Here is a 13228-nt window from a genome sequence, read left to right as displayed (position 1 = left end):
TTTCACCATCCGGCGGGTCCCGGCGCGAATTTCGAGGTGGAACACCTTGGTATTTCATCCGAGACGGATGTCGGCCGGAAGTCGGGGGAAGACTCGATCCGTTCCCGGTGGTGTCGACCGGAATTCGGCATGCCCAGGCCCACACAGGCGCGGCGGAGACAGCGGACGATTCGCCGATGGTCGACGAAGTCGACCTCGACGAGAACGTTCTGCGCCGAACTTTCGCCCTGCCGGGCCGAGGCCGGTCCGGCGGGGTCACGCTCCGCGGCACGTTGCCCACAGATACCACGATCGCGTTGCGCCTCGATCATCGCGAACCACCGTGTCCGCCCGCGATTAGCAACTCCGGTGTCCCGGTGGCTGACCCGGTCGGCCATCGCCGCTGACCTCGCCTACACCCGCTGATGACGCATCGGTGCCACCACAACCGTCTCCAACCGACCCGCACAGAAGGACCCTCATGCCCGAGCACCAAGTGGACGCATTCTTCACGACAGCCAACGCCGGTCAGGGGGCCGAACAGACCGGATTCGTGGTCCAAGGGGACCGCGCGGCCCGGTTCGGCTGGGGGAGCCACCGGATGCTGGACGGGGCGTTGGCGCTCGCGCGCCGGTGGCCCGACCTCCCCGCGGCCTTCCGGTCTGGCTTCGACGCGACCTTGACGACACCGTTGGACGACCCGTGGACCATCGTCTTCCGCGGGACGCAGTGCCTGCGACTGCACCCGTTGGACGAGACGGTCGCGGAGGTCACCACGATCGCGGCGCGGTTCCCGGGGTTGCCGGCGGTGTTCGCGTCCGGGGTCGACGCGGCGCTGCCGGGATCGAGTGGGAATCAGGCGTTCCTGTTCCGCGGGAATCAGTGCGTTCTCTACGACATGCGGGCCCACGCCGTGGTCGAGACGAAGACGCTCGCGGAGATGTGGCCCGGCCTGCAGGCCAAGGCCCCGGAGTTCGTGAACGGGATCAGCGCGGCGACGTACGATCCGAGCAAAGGCGAGTTCCACCTCTTCCGGGGCGCGCACTACGCCAAGGGCGTCCTGGCCACCCGCACCGTGACGACCGATGCGGCCGTGGTCGACGAGAGTTCGTGGCCGGGCCTGGTCCCGACGTTCGCCCGCGGACACGTCTACGCCCAGGACGGCTACGCCAACCACAGCACCGTCGAGAGCGTCGACGTGGAAACCGGAAAGGTGACCTTCAGTCACAAAGTGAGGGGCAGCTACCTCACTCGGCACGCGATCGCCGTCAGCCCGGACGGTCGCTACGTGTACATCCGGTCGGTTTCCACCTGGATGTGTTTCGACACGACCAGCAACCTCCTCCTCGCCGAGACTCCGGTGACGGAGGACACATACGCCTCCAGCAACGTGGGATTCAGTCCAGACGGGCTGCACATCCACGGCATCATCCGCACGTTCGACCCGTCGGTCTTCCACCTGGACACGTTTCGCGTCGGTACCGCCGAGCGGACGCGGCGCATCGAGGTCCGTGGCACCGACTTGTTCGACGACCCGGCCGAGGCCGCCGAGACCGGCGGCCTGGCCCTGTGGGACACACCCATCCTCACCGCGCCGGGTGGTCGGTACCTCTACTTCGGCGGCTCACTCGACGGGGACGCCGTGGTGATCGAGGTCGACGACGAGGCGAGCCGGGTCCGCCAAGCCTTCCGGATCCCCAATTCCACCAAGTTTGAGGACCTGGCCATCTCTTCGGACGGTCTCTTCGTGCACGTGGCAACGCAGACCGACGTCGTGACGGTCGATGTGCGCAACGGGAGCATCCGATGCAGGGGTGTCCTGCCGCACTGCCGGAACGTCGCGCTGACGCCCGATGGGCAGTCGTTGTACTGCCTGCCCGACGCCGAGAAGTCCGGTGTCCTGGTGGCCGATCCGGTCGATCACCGCGTGCGCCATCGGATCCCGGTCAGCGCTCAAGGCGGCCTCGGCAGCCCTCGGGGGATCGCGTTCGACTTTGCCGGAACGTACGCCTTCGTCGGCGATCCCGAGTCGATTTCGGTTTCGGTCATCGACACCGATGAGCACGTACTGGATCGGACGATGCCGATGACCCTGAAAATCGGGCCGGGCGCCGTCGCCTTCACCATCTACTGACCACGCCGCGACCGGCGCCCCACCCGCCCCGCCCGCCGAGGAGGCCCCGTGTCCCCTGCCGCCGAACAAGTCACCCTGCTCGACATGTTCAACGCCATCGACCAACCGATGGTCGAACTCCCCGACGAACTGGTCCCGTACCTGGAGAACGTGGTCGAGCACACCGGCCTGCCGACCGGCGAGAAGCTGTACACCGCGCGCTCGCCGGGTTACGACCAGCCCGGCGAAGCCAGCCCCGTGGACCTGCTGTTCGTCAAGACCAACAAGGTCGGGAACGCCTCGCTGAGCGCGGCCGTACTCGACATCCGGATCGGTTTCGACGCCTCCGGTCTGAGCCTGGTCGGCGAGAGCATCCCCACGGGCGCGTTCGTCTTCCCGACCGTGCGGATCGTCTACATGTCCCGCGCGATCGTCGTGGACGAGGTGAACCAACTCAACAGGGTGCTGTGCGGGTCCGGCGTCACCGAGCCGACGTTCCCGCTCCCGAACGTGATGACCGAGCACGCGTGGCCCAAGAAGTTCAGCGCCGTAGTGAGCTGGTGGGTCAACGGCGGAGAGCTGCCCGCCCTGGCGATCTCGATGGACAAGGAGGAGAAAGACAAGCCGTCCGAGCCGGACAAGGACATCCGGGTACCCGGTCTGCCGGTCAGCTTCGGCCCGGTCGAGATCGCCGCCGTCCGGCGTTCCTTCGACGAGAAGAAGGGGTTACGGATCTTCCTGGTCGGCGAGTTCCGCCTCGCGGGCTTCACGTTCCAGCTCGACGGTCTCGGCATCGTCGTCCCGCTCGCGGGGGGCTTCATCCCCAAGCCGGAACTCATGGGCGCAGCCCTCGACATCACCCGCGTCAAGCCGCCCATGCAGATCATGGCCGCGATGCGCTGGGCCGGCGCCAGGGACCCGGGCATCGCCGGCGGGCTGGTCGGTCTCGTGCGGGTGACCACGCCCGCGGTCGAAGTCCTGGGCGCGGGCGGGTTCTTCCGCGCCACCGAAGGCTTCAACTCGGTGTTCCTGTACGTCGAGGCCCTGCTCGCGAGGGAGGCCCGGTCGCTGTTCGGGCCGTCGCCGTTCACCGTCACCGGGTTGTCCGCCGGTTTCGGCATCAACAGCACCATCCGGCCGCCCACCGCGGCCCAACTGCCCGCCTTCCCGCTGGTCTCCCGACTGGACGAGGCTCCACCGACACCCGCGGACCCCACGCCCGACCCGCCGACGCCGATGGACATGCTCGAAAACCTCGCCGGCAAGGCGGGGTGGGTCCGGCCCGAGGACGGCTCGTACTGGGCGGCGATCGGCGTGCGGTTCACGTCGTTCCGCTTCATCGAGACCAAGGCGCTCGCGCTCGTCGAGTTCGGCAACCGGCTCAACCTGATGTTGCTCGGCCGCACGTCCGTCACTTTCCCCAAGAACGCCGATGTCGGCGGCCGGGTGCACGCGCGCCTCAACATCGACCTGCGCCTGGCGTACCTCTCCGACGAGCATCTGATCAGCCTCGACGTCGCGGTCGCGCCCGGCTCGTTCTTCTTCGACCCGGCGTGCGAGCTGACCGGTGGGATCGCGCTGTGCGTGTGGACCGGCGGGGGGCGCGGCGGCGACTTCGTGATCAGCATCGGCGGCTACCACCCGCAGTTCGCGCTCCCCGACTACTACCCCAGGCCCGCCCGGCTCGGGTTCCGGTGGAACCCGTGCGGCCGGGTGGTGATCCAGGCCCAGGGGTACACCGCGCTCACCCCCGGCGCGATCATGTTCGGCGGCGCGCTCGCCGCCCGCTACGAGAGGGGCCTGCTCAGCGCGTGGTTCACCGCGCACCTGGACGCCCTGATCCAATGGAAGCCGTTCTACCTCGACATCGCGATGGGCGTCTCGATCGGCGTCGCGTTCACCATCAAGGTGATCGTCAAGATCCGGGTCTCCATCGAGGTCGGCATCGACCTGCAACTGTGGACCCCGCCGCTGGGGGGCCACGTCACCGTCAAGGTCTGGTTCATCTCCTTCGGCTTCGACTTCGGCTCCTCCCGCAAGGGCGCACCACCCGTGCCGTGGAGCGAGTTCCAGATGCAGCTGCCCTCGCCGATCCGGGCCAAGCCGGAAAAGGGCCTGCTCCTCGACGTCGACAAGTCCGAAAGGCAGGCGCGCGAGGCCGAGCAGGCGCCGCTCCTGGTCTCCTCCGACGGGTTCGCGTTCTCCACCGAGGCAGCACTGCCGGCGTCCGTGATCCGGCTCAACGGCCAGGCCATCGCGACCGCCCACAACAAGATCGACATCCGGCCGATGGGCAAGACCGGCCTGACCTCCGAACACATCGTCACGCTCGACCTCGACGGTGTGGAGTACACCCCCGACCCCAACCTGTGGACCCGCACTGTCATCCGCCGCGACCTGCCCCGAGCGCTGTGGGGCAAACCGGTGACCAAGCCCTCGCCCAAGGAACCCGGCCTCGAACCGGGCCTGTTCACCGGGCTGCACTTCGAGGTTCCTGGTCCCGACCTGGGCCCCGGCCTCGGCCCGGTCACCTCGGCCGCACTCGGCGTCGAACCGCAGCCCGAGGGCTACACGCCCCTGCGCGAAGCCGACTCCCAGGGCCCGGAGCCCGGCGTCGATCCGGACAGCGTCGGCGTCATCGTCGAAACGCTCGCCTCCCCTACCACGGCGACTCGCCGCAGTGCCGTGTACGACGCGTTGACCCGCCTAGGCGCCGCCCCCGGCAAGGACACCGACGGTGCGCTGACCGACTACGCCCGCCTGGTCGGCCGCAGCATGACCGACGCCCCGCTGACCACGGCCGCACCCGCCATGTCCACCCCGATCGCAGCGAGGTGAGCCGCGTGCCCGATGCCTTCCGGCAGAACGAACCGCCCCGACTCGACGTCACCTTCCACGACTACCTCGTCCCCCGTGCGGACCCCGGCGTATACACCGTGCACGCCGAACACCTTCTCAAGGAGGCGGACGGCACCCGCGTCGACACCGATCCGCTGCCGGCCGCCGAGCAGAAGTTCGAGGTCCGCGCGGCCCGGTTCACCCTGCACGAGACGTCCGTGCACGCCTACTACCCACCCGCCGGAACGAGCGGTCGCTACGACGCGGTGCTGCCGCACATCACCCTCGATCGGGCGATCCTGCCGTGGGAACGCTCGCTCACCGGCGTCCGCTCGCGCGCTCGCGCGCCCTGGGTCGCGCTGCTGGTGTTCCGGGAGGGCGAACTGCCCGACGACCCGGCGGCGGCCGGGGACACGGTTCTGCGCACCGTCGCCGAACTGATCAAGCCCACCGAGCAGGACGTGATCGGCCCCAGCAACCTCCGCGGGATCACCTCCGGCATCGCCGCGAGCAAGTGCGCCACCATCGACGTCCCCCGAGAGGTCTTCCGCCGGGTCGCGCCGTACCAGGAGGAGATGTACTACCTCGCGCACGTGCGCGACGTGGTCCGCCCGGTGCTGGGCGCCCAAGGGGAGGTGCTGACCGAGGGCAAGTACGCGGTGGTCACCGCCAACCGCTTCCCGCGCGAGGCCGGCCGCTATACCGCGCACCTGGTCTCGCTCGAAGGCTACGAGGCGCAACTGGAACCGGGCGCGCCAGGGACCCACCGCGCGCTGCGTCTGGTGTCGCTGTCCTCGTGGTCGTTCACCACCGACCTCACCCACGCGCTCGACATCCCGGACATGCTCCAGCACCTGGTCGAACCGAGCTGGTCCGGCGACCCGGAAGACCTCGCGCTGCGGATCAACCCGCCGAAGGGTGAACCCGCCGACGACGCGGAACGCTACGCCCGGGCCCGGCTCGCACTCGGCTACGCGCCGGTGCCTTTCCGCACCCTCTCCGGCGAACTCACCTACGCCTGGTACCGGGGACCCGCCACCCCGGTCACCACCCCGGACGTCCCCGGCCAGGCCGGCGAGAGCGGCCACACCACGGCCGACCACGCGCTGATCTACGAACGTGAGAACGGCCTGTTCGACGTCAGCTACGCGACCGCGTGGACGCTGGGGCGCACGATCGCCCTCGCCGACCCCGACTACTCGGCGCAGATCACCCGTGCCCGCCGCGAACTCGGCAACCGGGCCGCCACACTGCGCGCAATGGCAGCCGACCCGGTCCGCGCCCGCACCGACCCCGATGCCGGTCGCGGGCTCGCCGCGCTGCACGAACTCGCCGCTGACGGCGGCCGATCGCTGGCCGCCGCGCTCACCGACCGCGCCGATCCGGGCCCCACCCCGCGGGTGACCGGCCGCCGCCGGCTCAACCGGGCCGAGGGCCGCGCGCTGCTCACCGAGGAGCGTTCCATGTCGCTGCTGCGCGCGACCGCCGAGCGCAACACCGGCGACATGCCGGCCTGGCTCGACGAACTCGGCCTGCTGCGTGGCATCCCGTTCTGCTACCTCGTACCCGACCCCCGCATGCTGCCACCCGAATCGATGCGGATGTTCCGGATCGACGAGCAGTGGCTGGACGCCGTGCTCGCCGGTGCGAGCGACGTCGGCATGCACACCTCGATGGACCGCGACCTGGACCCGCAACTGCGCGCCGTCGTCGGCCGGAGCAGGCGGACCGAACTGCGGCCCGGTGCCGGCCTGTTGATCAACTCCGAACTGGTCAAAGCATGGCCGGACTTCCCGCTCGTCGCGAAGACCGCCGACGGCACACCCATCGTCGAACTGCGCCAGGACCGGCTGGCCACCAACCTCATCCTGTACCTCTTCCGGGACGTCCCCGACGTGATCGAGATCCGCGAACCCGGCCAGGGCATCCACTTCGGCATCGACGCCGGCGACCGGATCAACCTGCGCAGCCTCGGCGGCGCCGGGAACCCCCCGTTGGGCGAGGACACCGGCGCCTCCTTCCCCGCTCCCGATCACCCGGACACAGACACGGTGTTCTGCACATACCTGCGCGATCGCCCGGACGGCGGGACCAAGGACGTGCTGCGCCTGTGCGGCGACGCCGGCCTGGTCTCCGGCCTGGCCGCCGCGTTCGAGCTGGACGACCTCACTCCGTCGCAGTTCGCCCTGCAAATGGTCAACTCCCCGGTCCTCCAGCGCCTCGCGCCGAAGCCGCCCGCCTTCCCGGAAGCCACGACCGCCACGACAACCGGGAGCCCGCGATGACGGACACCGATCCCGACCTGATCGTCCCCGTCCAGTTGCACGCCCTGGTGGTCAACGAGACCGTCAAGGAAGGCAACGCCTTCATGCGGTGGCAGCCCAACTTCGCCAAAATGCTGGCGAACAAGACGGCCGCCGAACCCGCGCCCAGCAAGGACACCGAAGGCATCGCGACCGGCGTGCACGTGCAGTGGCAACTGCCCGAGGCACTCACCTCCGGTCACTACGACCCCGACACCGGCGAGACCACCTTCCCCCTCGTGCCCAACCGCTGGCTCGTGGTCCGCCATCACACCGTGCCCTCCCCGCGCCCCGGAGCCGGACAGACCCGGGCCGCGGCATGGATGATCCACAGTGACTACCTGGAATTCACGAACGGCGTCCCCGGCAAGCGCGGCGCGTCCCCCTTCCTGTCCGAGAACCCCGAGGACGGCGAACTCCGCGAGGACTGGATCGGCCGCGCACACGACCTGCGCGAAGGCGGCTGGAGCGAACCCGCCCCCGTCGAGCCCTTCCTCACCGCGATCGGCCCCGGCCTGCCCGCGTTCGCCGGCTTCCAGCCCTACCACCAGAACGTCTTCTCGTTCCACGACACGCTCCTCGACCTCAAGGGCGACGGCCACAACGTGCCCGCGCCCACCACCCTGAGCTACTTCGTGATCGGCTGGTACTCCGACGACACCGCCGAGTTCCTCCGGCGGGCGGCCGACATCCCCGGCCTGCTGCCGCCCGAAACGCCGAGTGATGACAATCCCGGCGTGTTCCCGCCCCTACACCGCACCGACGACCTGCTGCGGGCCCTGCGCTGGGCCCTGCCCGGGTACACCGACCTCCCCGAGGACCAGGACCCACCCGTCGGCGACGGTCCGCGACGCTCGGTCTACACCGGCACCGCGCTCGGCATCCCGTGGACGTACTACAACTGGGCGCCTCCGTCCGCCATGCCCGGCCACAACGACCTCCCGGTCGCCGTCGGCCACAGCACCGCCGACGCGCTCGGCGACATCGCCGCACTCCAGTCGCGCTCGGCCCGTACCGGGGAGCTGATCAAGGCCCTGTACCACGGGACGATCGACGGCCTCGATCAGGCGGACGGGGGCCACGACCTGGACGAGGTCACCCGACGTGCCTGGTTCTCCGCGTCCGCGTCCGGCTACTCGTGGCAGATCGTGCCCCGGCCCACCGACAGCCCCGAACCCGCCCGCGCCGCGCCGACGAACACACCGTCGTGGCTGGCCGAACTCAACGAGCACCAGCGCCGCCACGACGCGGCCGGACGCGAACTCGCCCACGTACAGGAGCGGTTGCGTACCCTGTGGTGGCTCAAGGGCCTGCCCGGCGAGCACCCCGACGGCTTCGACGAGGCCGCCGCGTGGCAACTCGAACCGGACAATGAGGGCACCCCGGCCGAGCGCGCCGCTGCGCTGATCGCCGAGCTGACCGACCTGCGCCAGCACATCCCGCAGGGCACCACCTCCGAACAGGTGCAGGAGGCGATCGACCGTTTCGCCGCCGACCACCATCTGCCCGCCGACCTGGAGCTGCGCCGCGTCGCCGAGCCGCCTTTCCACCGCACCAGCGACCCCGTCGTGCTGATCACCGGCGCGGGTGCCAAGGAACCTCTGACCCGCCACCCCGACGACCCGTTGCCGTGCCGCACCGTGTCCGGGCTGTTGACGGCGCTGCGGGTGAACGGCCAGTGGGACGACACGAGCGTCGCACCGCCGCCGCTGGATCGGCCCGAACCCGGGCCGATCGACGTCCCCAACCTGCCCGCCCCCGGACCCGCGCTGCTCGCCGAGTTCGCGCTGCTCGACCGGGCCGCCCGCACCCGCGCCACCGGCGACCCGGAACAGCGCAGCGCGCTCGAAGTGGCCCTGGAAAAGCCGGACGAGCACGTACAGGGAGTGCTCGCCGAGTACACCTCGGTGTGGAGCCAGCCCTGGCTGCCCATGTACCTGCAATGGGACTTGCGCTATCACCCCATCCCCTACCAGGCCGAGGACGGCACCCGGAACTGGTCCTTCGACGGCAGCGACTACAGCTGGGAGGGCACCGGCGCCGACCCCGGGAACGGCGAGGACGGGCCGGAGTGGATCCCGTTCACCGCACGGACCTTCCTCACCCCGAGTGCGCCGTACGTGTTGGCCAGGCAGATCGACCGGCTGAACGACACCCACGGCACCACCGCCGCCGAACGTGCGGGCCTGCGCACGCTGCGCGACGCCTACGCCGAACTGGACGTGCTCTCCCAGACCCTCGACGGCTTCAACGACGCCCTGCTCATGCGCGACATCGGGGCCCGCGCCGCGACTCCGGAGGCGGTGGCCCGGCTGACCGGGGAGGCCGGACACGTCGCCTCGCCCGGAGTGCCCGGTGACGACGTCGACTTCCGCTTCCAGCCGGTGCGCGCCGGCCAGTTCTACTTCCGTGACCTGCGCATCATCGACCGGTTCGGCCGCTCCGTCGTGATCGCCACTCCGGAGGGGGACGCCCACCTCCAACTGCAACTCCGCCCTGTGGTCAGCACCACCCCCAGTGCCCCGCTGGAGGAGGGCATCGAGGCGCCCAAGCGCTTCGCGCAGTTGCCACCGAGGCTGCTCCAGGACGCGCGGGTGCGGATGCGGACGGTCTCCGGGCGCGACGACGCCGAAGTTCGTGCGGGACGTGCCGGTCGCGCGGGTGACTCGGACAGTCCGCTCGTGGGATGGGTGCTGATCAACAACCTCGACGACAATCTGCTCGTCTACGGCCCGGGTGGAGAGGCGTTCGGCGAACTGCGGATCATCCGCACCGCGCAGAGCACCAGGGAAACCGCGTGGACGCCGCTGCCGTCCTCCCCTTACCACGACGAGACCGACGAAAGTTTCGGCCGCGAACACCCACACCTGGCCGGCTTCGTCCGAGGGCTGGTCGGGCCCACCGGCCCGTACACCGCGCTCCTTGCCACGATCGACCAAGGCGTGGAGAGCATGACCGACACCGCCGCCCAGGACGACCGCGCTCCCGCGCGGCTGGTCGGCCGCCCGGTCGCGTTGTACCGCGTGCGCCTCGACCTCGAGCTGCGCGGGGACCCGCTCAGCAACCCCGGCTGGGACCACGCCCTCGGGCAGTCGGCCGAGGAATACCCCGACTACCGGTGGCCGATCCGCCTCGGCAACCCCGGCCAACTCACCGACGGGCTCCTCGGCTACTACACGAGCGCCGAGGGACCCGGCGGCAAGACCGACTACAGCCGCCTGCACGTCGTCGAGCCCGCGATCGAGGACCCATACCTGGTCGACATCGACAACGGCGCGGGCCTGGAGCTCCCCGCGCGCCCGGCCGACGGCGACCCCGTCTCGCACCACCTCACGATCCTGGCCGATCCGCACAACCCGATCCACGCGACCACGGACATCCTCCCGGTCACCGACCTGGAACTGCCCGCCGACCTGGTACACAACGCGCTGCTGCGGATCCGCGCCGCGTTCCGCCTCAATCCGCTGCTGGCCCCCACCCGGATCCCGGTGACCGCGCCGGCCCGCCGCAACGGCGGCCGGCCCGGCACGTTCGGAGACGGACAGCCGCTGCCCGACGAGATGCTCGTGATGATCCGCCCCGCCGCCTGGCACGGAACGTGGACCTGGGCCGAGCCCCTCTCTGCGGCGGACGGGGACTGGCAGGAGCGCGCGATCCTGGCCGCCGACACCGACCCGCACACCGACGACCCGGTCCCGCACGCGCGCGCCGGCTATCTGCTCCTGCAACCGGCACAGGACGCCACAGAGGAGGAACTCGCGTGATCCTGCACGCCCGAACGGGCGACACTGTGCTCACCCACACGGTGACCACAGTGCCGACGCCGGTCAACGTCAGCAACCCGCAGAAACCCGAACCCCTCCGCCTGGAACTCACCGTCAGGGGCAGCGCCGACACGCCCGTGTACCTCGACCGGATCGACATCGCCATCCCGCACGGCGCCGGCGAGACCCACCTGACCTCGACCGCCGTGGCGACGATCAAGACCACCACGGACTACGCCTCGCCGCCCAACCAGAGCTGGACCACGGACGCGAGCCTGGCCGACGGGGTTGCGACCGTCACCTTCACGGCCCGGCGACCGGTGTACGCGGACGGCGACTTCGCCATCACCATGATCCTCTACGACTTCCTCGTCAACGAGGTGGTCGGCACCGCCGAGATCGTGGTCACCGAGTGGACCTCGCCCCAGAGCGGCGGCGAACCCACCGACCGGGAGACGCCGTTTCGCATCGACAAGTGGCCCGCCGACTTCACGCTCACCAACTTCCACCCAGACGACATCACGGTCGCCAACGGCGAGTGCACCACGCTGCGCTGGGAGCGCAGCCGAGGCCCGGAGTACACGCTGTACTGGGACGACAGATCCCAGCGGGTCGACGCCTGCAGCTCGTGGCCCTCGCACAAGCTCGACCACACCACCGGCTTCATGCTGGTCGCCGTGGACGGCACCGGTACCGGGCGCCGGACGTACGCGCTCACCACCGTCGTCACGGTCACCGAACCCAACCTGCTCGTCGGCAACCTCGACGTCAACGGCATCACCCAACTCCAAGGCCCGCGCCAACAATTCCCGTTGCCGACGAGCGGAACCTCGCAGTACTACAAGGCAGGCACCGACGGCACCCTCGTCGGCTACCTCTCCGGCCTCAGCGGCGCCCCGGGCGCGACCCTGGCCGCAACCGTCTACCGGGCCGGGCAGAACGAGTACACGATGCAATTCACCTCCGAGAACCCCGCAGCGGCGCCACCCGGCGAAACCCCGATCACCGTGCCCGTCCCGCAGGACGCCGAAGTCCTGCTGCACTTCGGCGGCCAGAGCGGCGACACCCTCGACCTGGTCTGGCTGCCCCAGGGCACCGGCAAGTTCGAGGTGATGCCCCGATGACACCGGCGCCCGAACCACTGCTCGCGTACACCCTCACCACCACCCCCGACCCGATCAGAATCGGCGCGCCCGCCACACTGCGCCTGGTCGCCCGCGGCGGCGCCGCCCCCGCGTACTGCCGCCGGATCACCCTCGGAGTGCCCACCGGCACGGGCGCCGGCGCGCTCACGGACAACCCGGCGGCGATCACCACCGCGCCGGTCCAGGGCGGCGGCCACCAGGACCAGGGCGGCGGCTGGACCATCGCCCGCTCCACACCGCCCGGCCGGGCCGACTTCACCGCGATCCCCACCGCGGGCCGGGGCTGGCTCGCCGGCGTCACCCCGCTCACCCTCGAACTCGGCGCCATCGCCGTCAACGCGGCGCTCGGTGGCACGGCGCTGACCGTCACCGAGGAGACCAGCGCCGACGGCACCGACTGGGCCACCCGCACGACCGAACTCCCGGTGCCCAAGTTCTCCGCCGACTTCGTCTTCCGCTACTTCGCCCCGGACGAGATCCACGTGCCCAACGGCGATTCCGTCCGGCTCACCTGGCAGGGCTCGCCCGCCACCTACACGATGCGCTGGGGCCGCCGAGGCGAGTGCGACGTCGGCGACACCAGGGAATGGACCTCCCCACCCCTGCACGACACCACGACCTTCCGCCTCACCGCGACCCAGCCCGGCAGCACCGCCGAACGCGTCCTGACCACCACCGTCACAGTGTTCCGCCCGCACCTGCGCGTCCGCGACCTCAGCGCCCGCCGCAACGTCCGCATGATCGGCGCAGACCAGCGCCTGGACCCACCGCCCCCCGACCGTCCGCTCCGGCTGCGGGCCGGGACCGACGGCATCCTGGTGGGTCACGTCAAGGCGAAGGCCGGCGCCGCCCCGGCCGCGATCAGCGTCACCGCCGGCGGCACCACCGCCGAGTACGCGCAGACCTTCACCTCCGACAACCGGGACACCTCACGGGTCCCGGCGGAAACCCCCTTCCATGTCCCCGTTCGCCGAGGCGCGACCCTCGACATCACCACCGAAGGGACGGCCGACGACGACTTCGGCCTCACCTGGCTGCCGCTGGGAACCGGCCGCCTCGACCCCGCCGACTGACCGACCCGACGGG

7 protein-coding genes are annotated in these 13228 nt (G+C 70.5%); all 7 read left to right on the top strand.

Features of this window, described 5'->3' with window-relative positions; genetic code table 11:
- Positions 1-176: 176 nt before the first annotated feature.
- The 7 genes from KI385_RS06685 to KI385_RS06655 all read left to right on the top strand — a co-directional run bounded on the left by KI385_RS06685 (position 177) and on the right by KI385_RS06655 (position 13215).
- Entirely contained in the window at positions 177-386 is a 210-nt protein-coding gene (locus KI385_RS06685; protein WP_238571287.1) for a hypothetical protein, read from the top strand.
- Between the two features lie 74 nt (positions 387-460).
- On the top strand, positions 461-2113 hold the full coding sequence (locus KI385_RS06680) for a hypothetical protein (RefSeq protein ID WP_238571286.1): 1653 nt from the start codon (positions 461-463) through the stop codon (positions 2111-2113).
- Positions 2114-2161: 48 nt separating this feature from the next.
- On the top strand, positions 2162-4930 hold the full coding sequence (locus KI385_RS06675) for a DUF6603 domain-containing protein (RefSeq protein ID WP_238571285.1): 2769 nt from the start codon (positions 2162-2164) through the stop codon (positions 4928-4930).
- A 5-nt stretch (positions 4931-4935) separates the two neighbouring features.
- Positions 4936-7215 (top strand): hypothetical protein, encoded by a 2280-nt coding sequence (locus tag KI385_RS06670; protein WP_238571284.1) that lies wholly within the window; start codon positions 4936-4938, stop codon positions 7213-7215.
- Entirely contained in the window at positions 7212-10997 is a 3786-nt protein-coding gene (locus KI385_RS06665; protein WP_238571283.1) for a hypothetical protein, read from the top strand. The genes KI385_RS06670 and KI385_RS06665 overlap by 4 nt, the downstream gene beginning before the upstream one ends.
- The gene (locus KI385_RS06660) at positions 10994-12121 is read left to right on the top strand and encodes a hypothetical protein (protein ID WP_238571282.1); all 1128 of its coding nucleotides are present in this window, start codon (positions 10994-10996) and stop codon (positions 12119-12121) included. The genes KI385_RS06665 and KI385_RS06660 overlap by 4 nt, the downstream gene beginning before the upstream one ends.
- The gene (locus tag KI385_RS06655) at positions 12118-13215 is read left to right on the top strand and encodes a hypothetical protein (RefSeq protein WP_238571281.1); all 1098 of its coding nucleotides are present in this window, start codon (positions 12118-12120) and stop codon (positions 13213-13215) included. The genes KI385_RS06660 and KI385_RS06655 overlap by 4 nt, the downstream gene beginning before the upstream one ends.
- The last annotated feature ends 13 nt before the right edge of the window (positions 13216-13228 follow it).

Origin of the sequence: Streptomyces inhibens (genome assembly GCF_022221585.1) — a bacterium.
Lineage (GTDB): Bacteria > Actinomycetota > Actinomycetes > Streptomycetales > Streptomycetaceae > Streptomyces > Streptomyces inhibens.
Note: the sequence above shows the minus strand (reverse complement) of the source record. Positions and strands in the feature narration are given on the sequence as shown.